The following is a 21148-nucleotide window of genomic DNA, read 5'->3' on the forward strand; positions in this document are numbered from 1 at the left end:
GGTAGGGATCGAACCTACGACCAATTGATTAACAGTCAACTGCTCTACCGCTGAGCTACGCCGGAACGGTTCGCGCCATATAGCAACCCGAAATTTCGCCGTCCAGAGGGGAAGCGCGGTTTTGGAAAAAAATTTACCTCGGCATCTATGGGGTTCTGGCGAAGATCGCGCCGACGGATAACTTTGACTGCGGTGCAACCAGAAATCGGCACGTAAGATCAACGAGATGGGCGAATACATTCCGTTCGGCAGCGGGCAACAGGGCGGCGGGGGTTTCGGTATAGATTCGCTCGGCCAATTCCCGGGCGGTCCCTGGCCTGGTTTCCAAAGCATACAGAATCTGTTTTTCCCGGGCGCGCCGGTGGGTGATCAACCAATCGAGCCTTTTGGCAGGGTCGTTAATCGGTGCGCCATGCCCTGCGTGGAATACGGACCAGTTATGTTGCCCTAGCTTTTCGCAAGCCGCCATGAAATCGGTCAGATCACCATCAGGTGGTGACACCAGTGAACTGGCCCAACCCATCACATGATCGGCGGTAAAGCAGACATCCCCCCAACCCAGCGCGATATGGTTACCAAGATGACCGGGCGTATGGATCACATTCAACTGCCACCCTTCGGCGGCGATTACATCTCCATCTTCGACTTCGATATGCGGGCGGAACGCCGTGTCGATCCCTTCACCTCCGCCTGCGAGCCCCTGAGTAGCCAATTCGGCCATCACCTCACTGCGGCCTGCTTCGGGGCCTCCGAAAGCAATGATCTTTGCTTGCGTTCGTTCGGCCAGCGGTGCAGCAAGCGGAGAGTGGTCCAGATGAGAATGTGTGACAATGATGTGGCTGATCCGTTGTCCGGGTTTAACCGCGTTCAGGATTGCATCCAGATGGTCCGCATTGGCAGGGCCGGGGTCAATCACCGCAAGATCGGTTTGGCCAAGCAAGTATGTATTGGTGCCGCGATATGTCATCGGAGACGGGTTGGGGGCAAGAATCCGCCTCAGGCCCGGTTGTAATTCATCATCTCGGCCTGGCATTGGATTGAAATCGTCCGGTGCTTGCATTCTGCACTCTTTCTCTCGTCTGAACAGCCCGTTAGGTTTAACCCATGACGACGCAATGGCTCAAACTTTATATGCCGCGCAGCCTGTACGCACGGGCGGCTTTGATTCTCATTTTGCCGGTGGTGGTGATGCTGCTGGTGATCAGTGTCGCCTTTTTGCAAAAGCACCTGGAAGATGTCACCGCGCAAATGACTCGTGCCGCATCGCGTGAGGTTACGCTGGTTACGGATGTGATAGAACATTCTGAAACGCAGCATCAGGCGGTGGCCGAACTTCGGCCCGATCTGGCCGCGCTTGATATGAAACTGCGGTTTCTCGGGATAAACGAAACGCCAGTCATCGGGAATCGCCGCTGGTATGATTTCATTGCACCTCAAGTCGAATCCGAGTTGCGCGCCCTGCTTCCCGATCTTGTAGCGGTCGCCTTGCCAAGCGGGCAGGAGGCTCGATTGTATCTGCAGACGGATTTGGGTGTATTGCAGCTAACTTTCGACCGTCGGCGATTGTCCCCAACCGCGCCGCATCAGTTGATTGTGACCGTCTTGTTCTTTGCGATCATCATGACAACCATTTCGTTTTTGTACATGCGCAACCAGCTACGACCGATCACCCGTCTGGCCGAGGCTGCACAGGCGTTCGGACGCGGGCGGGTTGTTCCTTATTCGCCAGGCGGCGCGATCGAGGTGCGAGCGGCTGGCAGTGCGTTTCTGGATATGCGCGCCCGGATTGAGCGTCAGATGGAGCAGCGCACCATGATGCTGTCCGGTGTCAGCCACGATTTGCGAACGCCTTTGACGCGTCTCAAGCTTGGGCTGTCTTTGTTGCCCGAAGGTGAGGCAGCGCCATTGCAACAGGACGTGGATGAAATGCAGCTATTGCTGGACGCGTTTTTGGACTTTTCCAAAGGAGCGGCAGAAGTGGCGCCGGAATCCGTAGACCCTGAGAGGTTCCTTCGGCAGATCGTCAAGGATGCGTGCAGGGCAGGGCATAAGGTCGATCTGGTAAAGGTTGATGGCGCAGGAACCGCAATGTTGCGCCCGACGGCTATTCGTCGCGCGGTAGAGAACTTGATCGGGAATGCGGTCAGGTACGGAAATCGCGCTGAAATCAGCCTGTCGGTCTCTTCCAAATCGCTGCGTATCCGCGTTGAAGATGATGGTCCGGGTATTCCGCCCGAGCAGCGCACCGAAGCGGTCAAACCTTTCTCGCGATTGGATCCGGCGCGCAACCAGAATCGGGGCAGCGGTGTTGGTCTAGGGTTGGCCATTGTGGCAGATGTCGCCCGAGCCCATGGCGGCGTGCTTCGATTGGGCAAAAGCGAACATCTGGGCGGTCTGTGTGCCGATATTATCATCGGTCGCTAGAGCATCGTGCACCGGACCTCTGCTCTGCCAAATCTGGTGTGAGTTCATCTTGGATTGTCGGATGTTCAGTGACCGATAAACTGATTCAAGCGCCTGAAAAGTTACCGGGATATCCCGGGCGGGAATCGAAGATATGTCCTGAAACCGTGGGGCACTTGCCTCGCAACCTATTGTTAGGTCGTGGAGCATCTCTCTCTATTTTCGGGCCAATCGAGCGTTGTTTTTAAAGGGAAATTTGCGGATTTTGGTAGGCCCGGAGGGACTCGAACCCCCAACCAAAGCGTTATGAGCGCTCTGCTCTAACCAATTGAGCTACAGGCCCGCCTAGGCGCTTTGCCTATCATGGTGAACGCCCGCGTCAAGCCTGACCGTTGCAACATCTCCAACAATCGACTAACCCGCGCGGGAACCATTCAAAAGAGGTTGGCCATGACAGCAGGCAAAAACGGAATCACCTACGCGGATGCGGGCGTTGATATTGATGCGGGGAATGCTCTGGTCGACCGGATAAAACCTGCTGCCAAGCGGACCAACAGATCCGGTGTGATGAGCGGGCTGGGCGGGTTCGGCGCATTGTTCGACCTGAAGGATGCAGGTTATCGGGATCCGATTCTTGTCGGTGCCACCGACGGTGTTGGCACCAAGTTGCGGATCGCGATTGATACAGGCCTGGTCGATGGCGTCGGTATCGATCTCGTGGCCATGTGCGTCAACGATCTGATCTGTCAGGGGGCCGAGCCACTTTTCTTCCTCGACTATTTCGCAACAGGCAAACTGGATACCGAGACCGCCGCACGGATCATTGAGGGCATTGCCGAAGGCTGCGTTCAATCGGATTGCGCATTGATTGGCGGCGAAACTGCCGAGATGCCGGGCATGTATCCCGATGGTGATTTCGATTTGGCCGGGTTTTCAGTCGGTGCGATGGAGCGCGGCGCACACCTTCCTGCAGATGTTCAAAAGAGTGACGTGTTGCTTGGGCTGGCCTCAAACGGGGTGCATTCCAATGGCTATTCGCTAGTGCGCAAGCTGGTCGAGATCTCGGGCCTGGGTTGGGATGCGGCATCGCCCTTTGGGGATGGATCGCTGGGCGAGGCACTGCTGACCCCGACGCGCCTTTACGTGAAACCTGCGCTACAGGCGATCCGGACAGGCGGGGTGCATGCGCTCGCCCATATCACCGGCGGTGGCCTGACCGAAAACCTGCCACGGGTGCTGCCCGAAGGGCTGGGTGCCCAGATCGACTTGAACTCCTGGGATTTGCCACCCGTATTCCGCTGGATGGCAGAAACCGGCGGTATTGCTGAATCCGAGATGCTCAAGACTTTCAACTGCGGCATCGGCATGATCGTGGTTTGCGGCGCAGAGCAGGCCGACGACCTGTCGGCACTGCTGGCCCAAGCTGGTGAGACGGTTTCGCGGATTGGCACCGTGACCGACACCGCAGGAGTGGCCTATTCGGGCAAATTGCTGTGAGCCATAAGCGCGTCGCCATTCTGATCTCGGGCGGGGGGTCGAATATGGTCTCTCTGGTCGACAGCATGACCGGTGACCATCCGGCGCGGCCCTGTCTGGTCCTGTCGAACGATGCCGGGGCAGGCGGGCTGAAAAAGGCAGCTGATCGGGGAATTGCAACCGCAGCCGTTGATCACCGACCCTTCAAAGGCGACCGCGCGGCTTTCGAAGCCGAGCTGCTGAAACCGTTAGAGAAAGCACAACCGGACATCGTATGTTTGGCCGGGTTCATGCGGGTGCTGACCGGTGATTTCGTCTCGCGCTTTCAGGGTCGAATGCTGAACATCCACCCGTCACTGTTGCCAAAATACAAGGGTCTGAACACCCATGCCCGTGCGATTGCAGCAGGTGATATCGAGCATGGATGCTCGGTTCACGAAGTGACCGCAGCGCTGGACGATGGCCCAATCTTGGGGCAAGCCCGCCTGAATATTGAGGCCGGAGACACTCCTGAGACTTTGGCGGCGCGCGTTCTGACCTACGAACACAGGCTTTATCCGGCCGTATTGCGCCGCTTTGCCGGAAATGACCGCACGCCGGTGCTTTTGCCGTGAATCCCGCGGGGTGATTTACACGCGGTTGCCATTCGGCCTATGGTTCGCCCGACGGCCCGGAAACGTGTAGGACTGACGGGTGATTAAAAACAAAAGCAAGAATAGCACCACGAATGAAAACCCTCACGACGACGCAAGAGCTGGCCGATTTCTGCAAAGCGGCTGCGGCCTTTGATTACGTAACCGTAGATACCGAGTTCCTGCGCGAACGGACCTACTATTCCAAACTTTGCCTGCTTCAACTGGCGGTCCCGTCGCCCGACGAAGACAGCGCCGTTTTGGTCGACCCGTTGGCCGAAGGGATGACTCTGGAGCCTTTGTACGAGCTCTTCGCCGATGAAAGCGTGGTTAAAGTATTTCACGCAGCCCGTCAGGATCTTGAGATTTTCTGGGTTGAGGCGGGTGTGTTCCCCAACCCTCTGTTCGACACCCAGGTCGCTGCTATGGTCTGCGGATTTGGCGAGCAGGTTGGCTATGAAACCCTGGTGCGCAAGATTTGTAAGGAAGGCGTGGACAAGACCTCTCGATTTACCGACTGGTCACGCCGCCCACTGTCCGAGGCGCAAAAGACGTATGCCCTGGCAGATGTAACGCATCTGCGGAAAATCTATGAGTATCTGTCGGCCGAGTTGACGAAAACCAAGCGCAGCCATTGGGTCGCCGAAGAGCTGCGCACGCTGACGCAATCCGGCACCTATGAGATCCAGCCCGAAAATGCGTGGAAGCGTATCAAAACCCGGACGAACTCGGCCAAGTTTTTGGCTGTTGTTCGCGAGTTGGCCGAGTTCCGCGAAGCCTATGCGCAGGAAAACAACGTACCGCGCAGCCGGGTGTTCAAAGACGACGCTCTGATCGAACTGGCATCGACCAAGCCGAAATCTTTCTCAGATTTGGGTGGATCGCGCCTGCTGCTGCGCGAGGCCCGCAAAGGGGTCATTGCGGATGGGATTCTGGCCGCCGTCAAAAAGGGTGTTAATTGCCCACCAGAAAAATTGCCCAAGATTGATACCAGCCGTGACAAGTTGAAGGTAAATCCTGCGCTTGCCGACCTATTGCGGGTGCTGCTGAAATCAAAAACGGAAAGCTCGGGCGTGGCCGCCAAACTGATTGCTACCAGTTCCGAACTGGATCAGATCGCAGCCGGTGAACGGGAATTACCTGCAATGTCCGGTTGGCGGTTCGAGGTATTCGGCGAAGATGCCCTGAAACTGTGCGATGGCAAAATCGCCCTGGCAGCTAAAGGGCAGACCGTCACGGTCGTAGAGCTTTAGCAGGAATTATCTGCGGCGGGATTCCAGGGCATTTTGTTCCCCTTTGACGCGGACCAACCGAATGTTTGCAAGCTCGTCTCGGCTGATATTGATTGCATTGGATACTCTTCGGGACCGTTCGGTCCCCTGGCTTGTCGCATATGACGGGTAGTCGACACGGAACGTGAATTCGAGAATGCCGTTTTTTGCATTCTCTTCGTTTTCAACACGAACAAGCCGCGCATTATAGGCACCCTGCCTTGCAGCAATCCCAGTCGTGTAAACGATAGCTCCATTCGGAATTGGATCGATCCGCAATTCTTCGATCTTGGCGATCGGGAAGCTCTTATCCTCGGGTGGCTTCTTGGAAAACAGGCCAACACCATCGTCTGTCTGGGGAACCAGCGCATTTGCATCGTTCACCGAGACTTCAGAGGGTGCCGGAGTACTGGACCCAAACCAGTTTGTCGGGTTGACCCGAGAATCACGCCAAGCGCTGCAAGCCGACAGGGTCAAGGCAGCAGCCAAAAGAACAGACAGTGATTTCTTCATCGTCACAACACCCAGAGCAGTCTATATGGCAATGAGTTATCGCACTTTTCCGGGTTTGAAAAGCCACGTGGGGGGCTGGACAGATGCTGGTCAGGATCATAGTTCAAAAATGTGAACCCAATGAGAGGACAGCCCCGAGATGGCGACACCTGCTTTTGAAGAAATCGTCGAAGATTTCGAATTCCTGGAGGACTGGGAAGACCGGTACCGCCATGTCATCGAGCAGGGGAAAGCGATGGCGCCAATGGATGATGCGTTGAAGGTGCCTGCAACCAAAGTACATGGTTGCGCCAGCCAGGTCTGGCTGCATCCCAGTGTCGAGGGAGGGATCTTTCATTTTGACGGCGACAGTGATGCTCTGATCGTGCGGGGGCTGATTGCGGTTCTGCGATCCCTATATAACGGCCTGCCGGTTCAAGAAGTCCCGCAGGTTGACGCAGGAGGCGAACTGGCGCGGCTGGGGTTAAACGATCATCTTTCCGCGCAACGATCTAACGGTTTGAGGGCGATGATCGACCGTATCCGCGAGGTCGCGATAGAGGCCGCCTAAAGCGGGCGGCTGGCCCAGTCGCTCAGCGTGGATTGCAGATCACCATAACCGGTAAAACGGCGCTCGAAAGCCAGGCCCATTCGGTCTGCGCACTCCTTGGCCCGTTCGGTCAGAACCGCATCATCAGTCTGTGCCTGATAAACCAGTTTCGTGTAGTTGCCGAAATACATTTCCCTAAGCTCGGGGTGGCGATCCAACCCCAGCGGCTTCCAGACGAAGGCATCGAATTGACGTGCCAGAAAATCTGTTAGGTAGAACGCTGTAGTTTCATCCTCGCCGCGATTTTCAAAGACCTGGTTCCCCTCGAAGAAAGAATAGCAGTGGGGCCCTTTAATCATCTCCACGCCCATCTCCTCGCAGGCTTTCTGCAACAGGCCACCGGTGCCGCAATCTGCGTAGACGACATAAACTTTATCGTATTGGTCGCGGTGTTTGGCAACGGCCTCTTCCACCGCCTGCGTGATCCGTTCCGGGTGGACGTGCAAGATGGCGGGCAGGCAGGTCAGTTCCATATGATCCCAGCCATTACGACGCTTTAGGTCCAGGATTTCCCGCGCCAGCGCACCGCAGGCCAATAACAGAATTCGCCCTGCGCCGTGATGGTCTGAATAGCCCTGCGTTGTCAGGCTGGCATCGTCGGGAAGTTGGTCCTGAGTCATTTCGCGCCTCTTTCTCGTTATCTAGAAAATCGGCTTATTCGGTGGCTGGCAAGCCCGTATTCGACACATAATGTCGGCTTCGGATCAGGGTAGGGTGAATAAATGAAAAAGGCCGCCCGAAAATCGGACGGCCCTGAATTGGTCTAGATGTCGATCAACCCGCCAGCTGATTGTGCTTGCGCGAGACAAAATCCTTTGCCGTCTCAACAGCTACGGCCGCGTCACGGCAATAGGCATCAGCACCGATCGCCTTGCCGAACTCTTCGTTCAGGGGCGCGCCGCCAACCAGAACGATATAGTCGTCGCGCCGACCCTGTTCGATCAGTGTGTCGATCACGACTTTCATATATGGCATGGTCGTCGTCAGCAGGGCCGACATGCCCAGAATATCGGGCTGTTCGGTATCAAGCGCTTCCAGATAGTTTTCGACGGGGTTGTTGATGCCGATATCAACAACCTCGAATCCGGCGCCTTCCATCATCATTGACACCAGGTTTTTGCCAATGTCGTGAATGTCGCCCTTAACAGTGCCGATCACCATTTTTCCAACGCGCGGTGCGCCGGTTTCTGCCAGCAGTGGCTTGAGGATAAACATGCCGCCCTTCATTGCGTTTGCGGCCAGCAAGACCTCGGGTACGAACAGAATGCCGTCACGGAAGTCGTGGCCCACAACCGTCATGCCGCCGACCAGTGCCTTGGTCAGGATGTCATAAGGTGTCCATCCGCGCTCCAGCAGGATGTTCACACCTTCTTCGATTTCTTCTTTCAGACCGTCGTAAAGGTCATCGAACATCTGTTCGACCAGTTCGTCGTCGTTCAGTTCGGACAGGACGATGTCTTCTTCATCGGACATGGGGCGTTTCCCTGAGCTGTTCGGGCCTTGCGCCCGTGGTGGCATTTTTTCCGTTTTGGCCATTTCGCCGTAATACTACTGTGACGATTGCGACCTTGGCAGTTCCGAGACCGACCTATAGGCCAAATTTGTCGTTATCTCGACGTCATTTTACACATGAACATCCTGCAATTCGTTCAAATGTACCAATTGTTCAGGGCCTGATTGGGGTTCTGATGATGCCTCAGCAAGGTAAATGTGCCGCTTGCTGGACCGGTCGATATTCCATATACCAAATGACATGAACAAAAGTAGAACAAACCTACCTTCGGCCATTCCCAAGGGGCGAGCAGCCACGGAAAATACGGCAGGCAGATTCGAACGGTTTGACACAATCCCCTGCGATGACGGCTGGGGGTATGATGACGATCTTCCTCCGTTGCGGACTGAAGTCAGGCACGAAACGGCACGCAGCATAATCACTTATAACCGCTCCCCCGACTTGCCATTTGATCGCTCGATTAACCCCTATCGGGGGTGTGAGCACGGCTGCATCTATTGCTTTGCGCGGCCCAGCCATGCCTATCTGGGTCTGTCGCCGGGGCTGGATTTTGAGACGCGCTTGATTGCCCGACCCAATGCGGCCGTGCTTCTTCGCAAAGAGCTTTCTGCGAAAGGTTACACTGTTGCGCCAATCGCGATTGGAACCAATACCGACCCTTATCAGCCAGTTGAAAAAAACCTCGGAATCACAAGGTCTTGTTTGTCGGTGCTTACTGAGTTTCGCCATCCGGTTGCGATTGTGACCAAGGGGGCACTGATCGAACGTGACCTCGATCTGCTCGCACAGATGGCGGAACAGGGTTTGGTTCGGGTCGGGATATCTCTGACCACGTTGGATGCGGATTTATCGCGCCGAATGGAGCCACGGGCACCCGCGCCAAATCGGCGCCTGAAAATCATTCGCAGGCTGACCGAAGCGGGGGTTCCGGTACGGGTCATGACCTCGCCTTCTATTCCCGGTTTGACAGATCATGAGATGGAAAGCCTGTTAGAGGCGGGCAGGGATGCCGGGGCGGATGCAGCAAGCTGGATTATGCTGCGGCTGCCGCGCGAAGTTTCGCAACTTTGGCAAACCTGGCTGCAAGAGCAAGAGCCAACGCGCGCCGAAAAAGTCATGTCCAAGCTTCGGCAAATGCACGGGGGCAGGGACTATGATCCGCGCTGGGGCCACCGAATGCGCGGTGAGGGCGAATATGCCGAGATGGTGGCTAAGCGGTTTTCACTGGCTGTAAAACGACTGGGCCTTGCAACGCGCACCCCGAAGCTGCGGTGCGATTTGTTCGATATCCCGCCCCAAGCCGGGGACCAGTTGACGCTGTTCTAACAAATCAGCCCCGGATTCTGGTCCGGGGCTGTTTGGTTTGTTGGGGATCGAAATCAGCGTTTTTCGATGTCCACGTAATCGCGACTGGTTTCGCCCAGATAGAGCTGGCGCGGGCGGCCGATTTTGTTCTGTGGATCTGCGATCATCTCTTTCCACTGACTGACCCAGCCAACGGTGCGCGACAGTGCGAAAATCGGGGTGAACATCGACGTCGGGAAACCCATCGCCTCAAGGATGATCCCTGAATAGAAGTCCACGTTCGGGAACAGTTTCTTTTCGGAGAAATACGGATCTTCCAGTGCCTGTTTTTCCAGCGCCTTGGCGACCTGCAGCTTGGGATTGTCCTCAATCCCCAGCAGATCCAACACTTCGTCGGCGGATTGCTTCATAACCTTGGCGCGCGGGTCAAAGTTCTTATAGACGCGGTGACCAAAGCCCATCAGGCGGAACGGATCAGCCTTGTCTTTGGCGCGGGCGATAAATTCCGGGATACGGTCAACCGTGCCAATTTCTTCCAGCATTTCAAGGCAGGCCTGGTTTGCGCCGCCATGGGCAGGGCCCCAAAGACACGCGATACCGGCGGCAATACACGCAAACGGGTTCGCCCCCGAGGACGAGGCCAAACGCACAGTCGAAGTCGAGGCATTCTGTTCGTGATCCGCGTGCAGAGTAAAGATGCGGTCCATCGCGCGGCTGAGGATTGGGTTTACCTCATATTCTTCGGCAGGGACGCTGAAGCACATGCGCAGGAAGTTTGAAGCATAATCCAGATCGTTGCGCGGGTACACGAAGGGCTGACCGGTGTGATACTTGTAAGCCCAGGCAGCGATGGTCGGCATCTTGGCGATCAGACGATGGGATGCGACCTCACGCTGATGCGGGTCGGAAACATCGGTCGAATCGTGATAGAACGCAGACATCGCGCCCACGACACCAACCATGATCGCCATCGGATGCGCATCACGGCGGAAGCCACGATAGAAATATTGCATCTGTTCGTGCAGCATGGTGTGGCGGGTGATCGTGGTTTCAAACTTTTCCAGTTCCTTGGCCGCCGGCAGCTCTCCATAAAGCAACAGGTAGCACACTTCGAGGAAATGCGATTTCTCGGCCAACTGGTCGATCGGATAGCCACGGTGCAGCAGTTCACCTTTTTCGCCGTCGATATAGGTGATGGTGCTGTCGCAGCTGGCGGTCGATGTGAAGCCGGGGTCATAGGTGAACACATCCGCTTCGCTGTACAGCTTGCGGATGTCGATGACATCAGGTCCCACGGTAGGCGAATGAACCGGCAACTCGTATGTTTTACCATGTACGGTCAAAGTGGCTGATTTATTGCTGTCGGTCATAATGTCCCTTCCTCATTCATACGTGAAACGGATCGTCGTCCGTTTCGGCGGGCAACGGTTGCGCACAGGGGCGCAGCCCGGGTGTTAGCGGAGCAGCGTTACCCAAATGTGAAACCTTTGGTTATGTCGCTGCGTCGGAGAGCCGTGCCAGGGTTTCATCCCGCCCAAGCACAAGCATCATATCAAAAACCGAAGGCGTTACAGCCCGACCAGCCAATGCAGCGCGCAACGGCCCTGCCAGCTTGCCAAACTTTAGCCCTTTCGCTTCTGCAAACGAGTTCAGGGCACTCTCCAGTTCGTTCCGGGTCCAGCTAGCATTTTGCACGTGCGGCGTCAATTCACTCAGTATACCGTCGGATACAGAGGACAGCGCCTTTGCAGCCTTCTCATCAGGTTTAATCGGGCGTGACGTCAGCACAAAATGCGCTTTTTCAAGGAGTTCCGGGAATGTGCGTGCCCGATCCTTGAGGCAATACATCGCACGTTCCAGATCACCTGATTGTGCATTGGTGAGAGCGGGCAGTCCCGCCGCCGCCAAGTATCCCTGAATTTCCTGCCGCAACGCGGCATCGCCAGTGATTGGAATATGCTGACCACATAGATTCTCGAGCTTTTTCAGATCGAACCGTGCAGGGCTTTTACCGATTCCAGCCAGATCGAACCACTCTTTCGCCTGCTCATCTGTAAAGAATTCGTCATCCCCATGGCTCCAGCCGAGACGGGCTAGATAGTTGCGCATACCCGCGGCCGGGTACCCCATCGCCTGATATTCTTGGGCACCCAAAGCTCCGTGACGTTTGGATAGTTTCTTGCCGTCCGGACCATGAATCAACGGAATATGTGCCCAGACCGGAACATCCCAACCCATGGCTTCATAGATCATCATCTGGCGTGCGGCATTGTTCAGGTGATCGTCGCCCCGGATAACATGGGTCACACCCATGTCGTGATCATCCACAACAACCGCCAGCATATAAACCGGTGTTCCGTCCGAGCGCAGCAGGATCATGTCGTCCAACTGATCGTTGCGGATTGTCACGTCGCCCTGAACCTGATCGCGGATCACGGTGACCCCGTCCCGCGGTGCCTTTATGCGGATCGCATATGGGGCGTCAGGTTGGGTCGAAGGGTCAGCGTCGCGCCAGGGGCTCTGGAACAGCGTCGATTTTCCCTCTGCACGCGCCTGTTCGCGAAAGGCTGTGATTTCGTCCTGGGTCGAAAAACATTTGTAGGCTTTGCCGTCCGCCAGCAGCTGATGTGCCACTTCAGCATGACGCGGGGCGCCTTCGAATTGGCTGATCACATCGCCATCATGGTCCAGGCCCAACCAGGACATCCCCTGAAGAATTGCTGCAGTAGCCTCTGGCGTTGAGCGTTCGCGGTCCGTGTCTTCAATCCGCAACAAGAACTTGCCACCACGTCCCCGAGCAAAGAGCCAGTTGAACAATGCAGTGCGCGCGCCACCGATGTGAAGAAAACCAGTGGGTGAAGGTGCAAAACGGGTGACGACCTGATCGGACATAGTGTGGATTAACCTTTTGGTAACCGTGTCGGGCTTAACTTGGCGCCTGTCTAACGAGCCCGAAGGACGGGGGCAACCATGCGTGTTCTGGCACGGGTCGAGACCGCATTGCTGAACCAGACAGGCTATTTGTTTCAGTGGTCACCAGTGTGCTTGGCCATTGGCATCGGCCTGTATTTCGCGCTCCGGTTCGAGCCGGGGTGGCAGATTTACGTTTGTTTCAGCGCGGTGATTGTTGCGGCTATGGGGATGGCCCGCAAATCGCGGTCTGGCTGGGCTTCGTTGGCAATCGGGGGGACGCTGATCGCTGCCGGGTTTATCCTGGCCGGCGCACGTGCCCATACGGTGGCAGAGCCGGTTCTGTCTTGGCGGTACTATGGCCCGGTCGAGGGACGTGTTGTCGCCATAGACCGCTCTGCGTCGGATGCGCTGCGGGTGACGCTCGATCGGGTGCGATTAGGGGACGTGCCCTTGGATCGACGACCGCGGCGCGTCCGACTTTCCCTGCATGGTGGGGATGTCGTGCTGGTTCCTGGGCAAAGGATCATGACAACAGGTCATCTGTCGCCGCCTCAGGGGCCGGTAGAGCCCGGCGGTTTCGATTTCCGTCGCCACGCATGGTTTCAACGTTTAGGGGCAGTCGGATACACGCGCGTACCGGTGTTGTCGGTTGCCCCGCCGGACAGGACCAATCTCCGCATCACGGCGTGGAGGATGGCGATCTCTGAACATGTGCGCGCATTGCTGCCTGGAGAGGTCGGAGGTTTCGCCGCGGCTGTCACGACGGGTGATCGCAGCGGAATGGGTCAGGAAACGCTGAACAATCTACGGGCATCTAATCTGGCTCATCTGTTGGCGATATCCGGATTGCATATGGGGTTGTTGACAGGTTTTGTTTATCTGATCTTCAGGGTCACGCTTTCTGCTGTCCCGGTGCTCGCTCTTAGACTTCCGGTCCGCAAGCTTGCAGCGGTTTGCGCCTTGGTCGCGGCGGTTGTTTATCTATTGCTGTCTGGCGGGAATGTCGCAACAGAGCGGGCCTTTATCATGGTCAGCGTAATGCTGGGGGCCATTTTGATCGACAGAAGGTCAATTTCGCTACGCGCGGTGGCCGTCGCTGCCCTTATCGTGCTGTCGTTGCGACCAGAATCTCTGTTAAGCCCCGGTTTTCAGATGTCTTTTGCTGCAACAACGGCACTTGTGGCCGTTTTCGGAGCCTTACGCGGTTTCGGTTCTGCTTTCGGGCCGAAATGGCTACGGCCCATTATCGGGGTATTGATGTCATCTGCCATAGCGGGGCTTGCCACCGCACCGATTGGGGCCGCGCATTTCAATTCACTGTCTCACTATGGGCTGGTTGCGAATATGCTGTCGGTCCCGGTGATGGGAACCGTCGTGGTTCCTGCGGCCGTTATTGCCGCAATCCTGGCGCCATTCGGGCTTGAGTGGATTGGGCTGGCGGTCATGGGGGCAGGGTTGGAATGGATTCTGGCGATTTCAGACTGGATCTCGGGGCTGGAAGGTGCGCAAGGATATGTGGTCAGTCCACCGTCCTACGTCTTGCCCATATTTGCATTGGGCGCGCTGTGGATCGCCTTGTGGCGCGGTGGGGCAAGGTGGGTCGGCGTCGCACCTTGCATGGTGGCGATTGCGCTTTGGGCGCAGGGTAACCGTCCGGAAGTTTTGGTCGCAGCTTCCGGTGGGTTGGTTGGTGTGATGACTGATCAGGGGCGCGCGCTGAGCAAGGAAAAGGGCAGCAAATTTATTGCAACCGTATGGCTTGAAAACGACGGAGACGGCGCGAGCCAGAAAACTGCCGCAAATCGCTGGCCCGATGGGAAAGATCTGTCGCAAAGATATTTCTGGCAGGGCAAAGAGCTGATTCACCTCACCGGCAAACGATCTGCGCGCGAATTCAGCGAATGTGGAGATGACCAAATCGTCATCTCTGCTGTTCCGGTCCAGCTGTCCGGCACCTGTATGGTGATTGATCCCGAGTTGCTGACCAAGACAGGAAGTATTGCACTGTCTAGCGGAAACGTAATGACCAGTGCCGAAGTCATAGGCAAAAGGCTGTGGTCGCCAGACAGCTAAAGATCAATAGCTTCGGATCAGCCCAACCAAACGGCCCTGAACCTTGACCTTATCTTCGGGCAGTACACGCGTTTCATAGGCCGGGTTGGCAGCCTCAAGCGCTATCGCCTGACCTCTCCGAAAGAACCGTTTGAGCGTTGCTTCCTGATCTTCGACCAGAGCGACAACGATATCGCCATTATCAGCCGCGGAGGTTTCGCGGATGACGACCACATCCCCGTCGTTGATGCCTGCGTCAATCATCGAATCGCCGCGTACTTCAAGTGCGTAGTGCTCGCCTCTGCCGGAAACCATGCTTCCGGGGACGGCAACGCGGTGCGAGACATGGCTGATCGCCTCGATCGGAACACCTGCAGCGATGCGTCCCATGACCGGCAATTCCATTGCGTCAACGGTCACTGGTTCGAAATTCGCGGGGCGTCTGCCTTCGGGTTTGTCACCTTCGATAACACGGGGCTTGAAAGCGACTGTAGGCTCTCCTCCCAGGCTTTCAGGAAGTTTGACGATTTCGATGGCCCGGGCACGATGGGCCAGACGACGGATAAAGCCGCGTTCTTCAAGCGCTGTGATCAACCGATGGATGCCGGATTTGGACCGCAGGTCCAGCGCAGCTTTCATTTCATCGAAACTTGGGGGGACGCCATCCGCCTGAACTCGTTTATGGATGAACTCCAACAAATCCAACTGCTTCTTGGTCAGCATTGCTCACACCTCGTCGCTCATACGTTTTCTTTTGTTCTACGCATGTTCACGTTTTGTGTCAATGGTTTTGCGCGGTCTCAGATCGGAAGGAACATCACTTCGTCACCGGCCAGGCGCGCCGGATCATTCGGTTGCCGAACCAAGAGCGCGTTTGCTTCGGCGAGGACGCTGAGCAGCGAGCTGTCCTGGTTTTGGCAGGCTTTTATCCCGTCCGCGGTCACGATGGCACGCATGTAATGCTCTCGCGGCCCATTCGCGGGGATAGCCTCGGTTAAATTGGCGCTTTGAAGCGGGGTCAGAACCTGTTCCAGGCCCAGCATCTTACGGATCATCGGGGCAAGAAACAGATAGCTGCAAACCATTGCGCTGACCGGATTACCCGGAAGTCCAACCATCACGCTATCGCCCAAGCGACCGGCCATCAGCGGTTTGCCGGGGCGCATGCGGATTTTGTAAAAACTCCGCTCCAACCCCAGTGCGGTGGAGACCTGAGAGACAAGATCATAATCCCCAACCGAGGCACCGCCGATCGTAACCACCAAATCAACGTCGGCTGCTAGAGCAAAGGCGGTCTCAAGGGACGAAACCGTGTCAGAGGCGATAGGCAGAACCCGAACATGCGCTCCAACATTCTCTAACAACGCTTTAATACCAAAGGTGTTTGAGGCGATTATCTGATCCGGTCCCGGTGTTTCGCCGGGCATGATCAATTCATCCCCGGTTGCGATTAGCGCGACCACGGGTTTACGTGCAACCGGCACCATGGGGATATTCATCGCCGCCAAAAGCGCCAGATCCTCGGGGCGCAAACGACGTGGAGCCGTAATCTTGGCGCCAATTTCGAAATCGACGCCTTTTGGACGAATGTTGGATTTAGGGCCCGGCAGATCAGAAATGGTGATTAGGTCACCTCGGCGATCAACATCCTCTTGAATGACAACAAAATCTGCACCTTCAGGAATAGGGGCGCCAGTGAAGATCCGAACCGCCTGTCCGGGTCCAACCTGACCGTCAAATCGCCGACCGGCCGCAGCCTCGCCAATGACTTTGAACATGGCGTGCGGCTCTACCTCGGTCGATTTTACCGCGTAGCCATCCATCGAAGACGAAGCGAATGGCGGCTGATCGCGTGTGGCTGCTACATCCTCGGCCAGTACTCTACCCGCCGCATCCATCAAGGGAGCCGTCTCTGAGGGGAGGGTGTTTACAAGATCGAATAACTGCGCCCGGGCGCTTTCAACGGTTATCATTTCGCCTCGTAACGGCCTGATTTACCACCATCTTTTAGCAAGACGCGAATGCCGCCAATTTCCATTGCCTTATCGACGGCTTTGGCCATGTCGTATATGGTCAGTGCGGCGGTTGAGGCCGCTGTCAGCGCCTCCATTTCCACGCCGGTTTGACCAGATGTCTTGACGGTTGCCTGTACCTGTATGCCGGGTAATTCTGGGTCCAGTGTCAGGTCTACGGTAACTTTAGTCACTGGCAGTGGGTGACATAGCGGGATCAGATCGGGTGTCTTCTTTGCCCCCATGATACCGGCCAGACGTGCAACCCCCAAGACGTCACCTTTTTTGGCGCGACCTTCTGCGATCAAGTCGAGCGTATCTTGTGCCATCGTGATATGAGCCGCTGCGACGGCGACACGATCCGTGATGGGCTTGTTCGACACATCGACCATATGAGCCTGTCCCTGGGCATCAAAGTGAGTCAGCGGCATCACATCACACCCGGGCTGAGCGGACGCGACAGCAGATCGTGTGTCGCTTCTGCGACGTCATCCTGACGCATCAGGCTCTCGCCAATTAGAAAACAACGCGCACCGAAACGGGCGATATCGGCCAAGTCTGCTGGAGTGCTCAACCCGCTTTCGCAAACGATGGTCCGGTCAGCAGGAACTAGTTTTGACAGGCGGCGTGTCGTATCAAGAGTGGTCTCGAAGGTCTTGAGATTACGGTTGTTTATCCCAATCAACGGGCTTTTGAGCTGCGTTGCACGTTCCAGCTCGGCTTCATCATGAACTTCAATCAGAACGTCCATGCCCCAGTCAAAGGCGGTCTGTTCCAACTCAGACGCCTGACTGTCATCAACCGATGCCATGATGATCAGAATACAATCCGCCCCAAGAGCGCGGGCTTCGGCCACCTGATAGGGATCGTACATGAAATCTTTGCGTAGAACCGGCAAAGAACAGGCTGCGCGTGCCTGAACCAGAAACTCTTTGGCACCCTGAAAGCTGGGCGTGTCGGTCAACACGGAAAGGCAGGCAGCGCCGCCTTCTTCGTAAGCCTGTGCAAGTGCTGGTGGATCAAAGTCAGCGCGGATCAGACCTTTGGAGGGGCTGGCTTTTTTGACTTCTGCAATCAGCCCGTACCCAGTACGTACAGCAATTTGCAAGGCTGATGCGAATCCGCGTGGTTCAGAGGCTGATCTTGCTTCGTTTTCAACAGCTTCCAGAGACTTATTGGCCTTGTCCGAAGCGACTTCTTCGAGCTTGTAAGCTTTGATTTTGTCCAGAACCGTTTCGGTCATGCGGCCTCCTGTGTAATGCGGGCCAGGGCCGCGATCTTGTCTTTGGCTTTTCCGCTGTCGATACTTTCAGCGGCTTTTGCGACACCTTCGCGCAGATCAGCAGCGGCCTCTGCGACGACCAGGGCCGCTGCGGCATTCAACAATACCGCATCGCGATAGGCAGAGGCCTCACCGTCTAGAAGAGCTCGGAAGGCTACTGCGTTTTCTTCGGGGGTTCCGCCGAGAATGTCCTCGAAGGGATGTACCGGCAGCCCTGCATCTTCGGGGTGAAGCTCGACCTCTTTGATTGCGCCGTCTTCGAGGGCCGCAATCCAACTGATACCCGTGATGGTCAATTCGTCTGTGCCGTCCGATCCGTGCACCAGCCATGCGCGTTCGGACCCAAGCAGGCCCAACGTTTCGGCCATCGGGCGGATCAACTCTCGGCTAAAGGCTCCGGTCAACTGCCGCTTGACGCCTGCCGGATTGGTCAGCGGACCGAGAATGTTAAAGATCGTCCGTGTCCCAAGCTCTTGCCGGGTGGGCATGACATGCGCAATCGCCGGGTGATGCATAGGGGCCATCATGAATCCGATGCCGACATCTTGCAGTGCATTTTCAACGGTTTGCGGGCCGACCATAACGTTGATACCCAGCTGACCTAGCGCATCTGCGGCTCCGGATTTAGAACTCAGGTTCCGGTTGCCGTGTTTGGCCACGGTGACACCGGCACCTGCAACCACAAAGGCGGTCGCTGTCGAGATATTCAGCGTTCCCTTGCCGTCACCGCCGGTGCCCACAATATCTATCGCGCCAGCTGGTGCCTGAACTGCATTGCATTTTGCACGCATCACGGCAGCGGCGGCGGCATATTCATCGACGGTCTCACCGCGTGTGCGCATGGCCATCAAAAGTCCGCCGATTTGGCTGGGTGTTGCGGCGCCGTCAAACAGGATCCCAAAGGCTTCTTCCGCTTCGGCGCGTGTCAGGGGGCGGTCGGCGGCAACTCCGATCAGCGGTTTCAGGGCGTCGCTCATGCGGGAACTTTCATCTCGGACAGGAAATTCTTGAGCAACGCGTGGCCGTGCTCAGAAGCGATGGATTCCGGGTGGAACTGTACGCCATGAATGGGCAGTTCGCGGTGCTGGAGGCCCATTATGGTGCCATCTTCCAATTCCGCCGTAATCTCCAGGCAATCGGGCAGGGTATCGCGATCCACAATCAGCGAATGATAGCGCGTCGCCTCAAACGGCGTGGGCAGGCCCGCGAACACACCTTTACCGGTGTGGTGCATTGTTCCCATTTTTCCATGCACAATCTCATGGCAACGCGTGACTTTCCCACCGAAAACCTGACCTATGGTCTGATGGCCAAGGCAGACACCCAACAAAGGCGTCCGTGTTTCGGCGGCTGCCTCGGTCAGGGCAAGGCAAATGCCTGCCCGGTCAGGGTCGCAAGGGCCAGGGCTGAGCAGGATGCCAGCGGGGTTCATGGCCATCGCTTCTTGCACGTCCAGCGCGTCATTCCTTCGAATGACCATTTCCGAGCCAAGTTCGCCTAAATAATGTACGAGGTTGTAGGTAAATGAGTCGTAGTTGTCGATCAGCAGCAGCATTTGGCTCTTGTCTCGTGTTGGGCATTTCGGGCTGGCGATGCAACCCAAGGCCACGGTATAGTGTTGGCACATACATGCTCAGGCTTGTGGGGCAGCGTCAAGGGTGCATCCCGAACTTGGCGGTCCTGCAGGCAGGTGCCACAACAGATGGTGCAAGGGCAAGGCAGCAGGACTAAGGCGAGAGGCAAATATTATGGGCGGATTTGTCGGCGGAATGATCGCAGGCGCAGTTGTCGTTGTGGTGTTGGGGGCAGTCTTATCGCTCAACGCGCCGCTGTCGAAAAAGCCGTCCATAGCGACAGTCGCACCAGAACCTGCACCGGTGCAGACGTCGGAGAGCTCCGAGGTTGTCGCTGAGGCGGGTGCAGATGCCGATCTGCTCAAACTCCCTGCGCAGACGCCCGAGAATGAAGTCGAAGAAGAGGATTCTCTGGCCGGTTTATCCGAAGCTGAGAACGCCCCGGACAGCCAGCCGGTAGTGAATGACGTAAGCGTTCCGGTCGAAGCGCCGACGCCCAGCGAGGCGGATTCCGTAAGCATCTCGAGTGAGGCCCCGGTCGTTCCGCGAATGCCTGTCCCCGTTCAGCCTGCGCCGCTTGCCGACCTCAGCCCAGATGCCGCAGAAGATGCCCCTGAGCCACCGGCTGATCAGGTTGCTCTTGCCGAGCCCTTGCCCGAAGTCTCGCCTTCGGAATCAATCGAGCTGGAGGTGAATCCGGAGGATAGCCCAATCGCAGTGGAAGGGGACGAGGACACGCTGCCCAGTCAGCCGCTACCGCGTATCGCCTCGGTTCCGCAGATCGGCGCAGAGGACAACTCGTCGGGAAATACCACAATCGGGCGTCGTGTAGTGCCTTTGACTGAACGAGATGATGAAGCAGCCCAAGATCCGCAGGAAGAGGTTCCTGTAGGTAAACCGATCGAGGCCTTCGCAGAGAAGTTTGACAATCCGGATTCCAAACCCCTCATGTCGATCATTCTGATTGACGATGAAGGTGCATATGGCGCCGAAGCGCTTCAGGATTTCCCATATCCGCTTACGTTTGCGGTGCGCCCATCAGACCCCGATGCAGCTGAGAAAATGGCTCGACATCGGGCGGCCGGGTTCGAAGTGATGGTCACTGCTGACCTGCCCAAGGCGGCCAGCGCACAGGATGCTGAGGTATCGCTTTCGGTGTGGCTAGAAGCGTTGCCCGAGACTGTAGGAATTCTTGAAGGTGATGGATCCGGCATCCAGGGTAACCGGAAACTGGCGGATCAGGTCGCCGCCATCGCCGGTGGAACGGGTCGAGGACTGATCACTCAGGATAACGGGCTCAACACGGTTCAGAAGCTGGCCTCCCGTAATGGAATTCCGTCTGCGGTAATTTTCAGAGATATCGACGGCGCGCGGCAGGATGCAAAAATCATGCGACGTTTCCTGGACCAGGCTGCGTTCCGGGCCGGGCAGGAAGGCACTGTTGTCATGTTGGGCCGGTTGCGCCCGGATACCATATCGGCCTTGCTGCTTTGGGGTCTGGAAGACCGCGGAGGCCGCGTTGCAATGGCGCCTATTTCGGCGGTGATGATGCAAGGGGCAAAATAGGCCCGGTCGCTTCCTTCCCCGAAACAGGCAGCCCAGACGGGCTGCCT

At 56.7% G+C, this 21148-nt stretch carries 20 protein-coding genes and 2 tRNA genes; 8 read left to right on the plus strand and 14 right to left on the minus strand.

Annotated elements, in window-relative coordinates; all coding sequences use genetic code 11:
• Both AC2FJV_RS16710 and AC2FJV_RS16715 read right to left on the minus strand, forming a co-directional pair.
• A tRNA-Asn gene (locus AC2FJV_RS16710) sits at nt 1–57 on the minus strand.
• 88 nt (nt 58–145) lie between these two features.
• A complete protein-coding gene (locus tag AC2FJV_RS16715; RefSeq protein WP_142633579.1) occupies nt 146–1060 on the minus strand; it encodes an MBL fold metallo-hydrolase in 915 nt (304 codons plus the stop codon).
• Between the two features lie 44 nt (nt 1061–1104).
• On the opposite strand from AC2FJV_RS16715, the gene AC2FJV_RS16720 reads away from it, so the two are divergent.
• Nucleotides 1105–2424, plus strand: a complete 1320-nt coding sequence (locus AC2FJV_RS16720; protein WP_271947292.1) for an ATP-binding protein — start codon at nt 1105–1107, stop codon at nt 2422–2424.
• Nucleotides 2425–2669: 245 nt separating this feature from the next.
• Here AC2FJV_RS16720 and AC2FJV_RS16725 read toward each other — a convergent pair.
• Nucleotides 2670–2746 (minus strand) — tRNA-Ile (locus AC2FJV_RS16725).
• A 107-nt stretch (nt 2747–2853) separates the two neighbouring features.
• On the opposite strand from AC2FJV_RS16725, the gene purM reads away from it, so the two are divergent.
• From purM to rnd, 3 genes are all read left to right on the plus strand, one after another.
• Nucleotides 2854–3900 carry a phosphoribosylformylglycinamidine cyclo-ligase gene (purM, locus tag AC2FJV_RS16730; RefSeq protein ID WP_496675783.1) on the plus strand — a complete coding sequence of 349 codons (1047 nt, stop codon included), beginning with the start codon at nt 2854–2856 and terminating at the stop codon, nt 3898–3900.
• Nucleotides 3897–4493 carry a phosphoribosylglycinamide formyltransferase gene (gene purN, locus AC2FJV_RS16735; protein ID WP_496710091.1) on the plus strand — a complete coding sequence of 199 codons (597 nt, stop codon included), beginning with the start codon at nt 3897–3899 and terminating at the stop codon, nt 4491–4493. Before purM ends, purN begins: the two co-directional genes overlap by 4 nt.
• A gap of 113 nt (nt 4494–4606) precedes the next feature.
• Entirely contained in the window at nt 4607–5764 is a 1158-nt protein-coding gene (rnd, locus tag AC2FJV_RS16740) for a ribonuclease D (RefSeq protein ID WP_496691182.1), read from the plus strand.
• Between the two features lie 6 nt (nt 5765–5770).
• On the opposite strand, the gene AC2FJV_RS16745 is transcribed toward rnd, so the two are convergent.
• Nucleotides 5771–6295 (minus strand): hypothetical protein, encoded by a 525-nt coding sequence (locus AC2FJV_RS16745; RefSeq protein ID WP_496714121.1) that lies wholly within the window; start codon nt 6293–6295, stop codon nt 5771–5773.
• Nucleotides 6296–6434: 139 nt separating this feature from the next.
• On the opposite strand from AC2FJV_RS16745, the gene AC2FJV_RS16750 reads away from it, so the two are divergent.
• Nucleotides 6435–6845 carry a SufE family protein gene (locus tag AC2FJV_RS16750; RefSeq protein WP_496688197.1) on the plus strand — a complete coding sequence of 137 codons (411 nt, stop codon included), beginning with the start codon at nt 6435–6437 and terminating at the stop codon, nt 6843–6845.
• Here AC2FJV_RS16750 and AC2FJV_RS16755 read toward each other — a convergent pair.
• Together AC2FJV_RS16755 and AC2FJV_RS16760 are read right to left on the minus strand one after the other, a co-directional pair.
• Entirely contained in the window at nt 6842–7504 is a 663-nt protein-coding gene (locus tag AC2FJV_RS16755; RefSeq protein WP_142633590.1) for a DUF1638 domain-containing protein, read from the minus strand. The genes AC2FJV_RS16750 and AC2FJV_RS16755 overlap by 4 nt on opposite strands.
• A gap of 154 nt (nt 7505–7658) precedes the next feature.
• Nucleotides 7659–8357: a corrinoid protein gene (locus AC2FJV_RS16760; RefSeq protein WP_271947279.1), complete on the minus strand. Its 699-nt coding sequence runs from the start codon at nt 8355–8357 to the stop codon at nt 7659–7661.
• A gap of 280 nt (nt 8358–8637) precedes the next feature.
• Between AC2FJV_RS16760 and AC2FJV_RS16765 the strand changes: the two genes are divergently transcribed.
• Nucleotides 8638–9723: a PA0069 family radical SAM protein gene (locus AC2FJV_RS16765; RefSeq protein WP_271947277.1), complete on the plus strand. Its 1086-nt coding sequence runs from the start codon at nt 8638–8640 to the stop codon at nt 9721–9723.
• 53 nt (nt 9724–9776) lie between these two features.
• Here the strand turns inward: AC2FJV_RS16765 and gltA are convergent, their stop codons facing one another.
• Both gltA and gltX read right to left on the minus strand, forming a co-directional pair.
• Nucleotides 9777–11072, minus strand: a complete 1296-nt coding sequence (gltA, locus tag AC2FJV_RS16770; protein WP_142633596.1) for a citrate synthase — start codon at nt 11070–11072, stop codon at nt 9777–9779.
• Nucleotides 11073–11193: 121 nt separating this feature from the next.
• Nucleotides 11194–12594, minus strand: a complete 1401-nt coding sequence (gltX, locus tag AC2FJV_RS16775) for a glutamate--tRNA ligase (protein ID WP_496688195.1) — start codon at nt 12592–12594, stop codon at nt 11194–11196.
• A gap of 78 nt (nt 12595–12672) precedes the next feature.
• Here gltX and AC2FJV_RS16780 point away from each other — a divergent pair, with 78 nt between their 5' ends.
• Nucleotides 12673–14688, plus strand: a complete 2016-nt coding sequence (locus AC2FJV_RS16780) for a ComEC/Rec2 family competence protein (RefSeq protein WP_496714122.1) — start codon at nt 12673–12675, stop codon at nt 14686–14688.
• A gap of 3 nt (nt 14689–14691) precedes the next feature.
• On the opposite strand, the gene lexA is transcribed toward AC2FJV_RS16780, so the two are convergent.
• From lexA to AC2FJV_RS16810, 6 genes are all read right to left on the minus strand, one after another.
• Nucleotides 14692–15390, minus strand: coding sequence for a transcriptional repressor LexA (gene lexA, locus AC2FJV_RS16785; protein WP_142633603.1), 699 nt, complete (start codon nt 15388–15390; stop codon nt 14692–14694).
• A 77-nt stretch (nt 15391–15467) separates the two neighbouring features.
• Nucleotides 15468–16640 (minus strand): molybdopterin molybdotransferase MoeA, encoded by a 1173-nt coding sequence (locus AC2FJV_RS16790; protein WP_281994568.1) that lies wholly within the window; start codon nt 16638–16640, stop codon nt 15468–15470.
• A complete protein-coding gene (gene moaC / locus AC2FJV_RS16795) occupies nt 16637–17110 on the minus strand; it encodes a cyclic pyranopterin monophosphate synthase MoaC (RefSeq protein ID WP_496714123.1) in 474 nt (157 codons plus the stop codon). The genes AC2FJV_RS16790 and moaC overlap by 4 nt, the downstream gene beginning before the upstream one ends.
• A complete protein-coding gene (gene trpC, locus AC2FJV_RS16800) occupies nt 17110–17922 on the minus strand; it encodes an indole-3-glycerol phosphate synthase TrpC (protein WP_496714124.1) in 813 nt (270 codons plus the stop codon). Before trpC ends, moaC begins: the two co-directional genes overlap by 1 nt.
• Entirely contained in the window at nt 17919–18938 is a 1020-nt protein-coding gene (gene trpD / locus AC2FJV_RS16805) for an anthranilate phosphoribosyltransferase (RefSeq protein ID WP_496693483.1), read from the minus strand. Before trpD ends, trpC begins: the two co-directional genes overlap by 4 nt.
• Nucleotides 18935–19516 (minus strand): anthranilate synthase component II, encoded by a 582-nt coding sequence (locus AC2FJV_RS16810; RefSeq protein WP_142633613.1) that lies wholly within the window; start codon nt 19514–19516, stop codon nt 18935–18937. The genes trpD and AC2FJV_RS16810 overlap by 4 nt, the downstream gene beginning before the upstream one ends.
• A 193-nt stretch (nt 19517–19709) precedes the next feature.
• Here AC2FJV_RS16810 and AC2FJV_RS16815 point away from each other — a divergent pair, with 193 nt between their 5' ends.
• Nucleotides 19710–21101 carry a divergent polysaccharide deacetylase family protein gene (locus AC2FJV_RS16815; RefSeq protein ID WP_496688187.1) on the plus strand — a complete coding sequence of 464 codons (1392 nt, stop codon included), beginning with the start codon at nt 19710–19712 and terminating at the stop codon, nt 21099–21101.
• Nucleotides 21102–21148: the final 47 nt, after the last annotated feature.

Source organism: Ruegeria sp. CDSA241 (assembly GCF_059611265.1).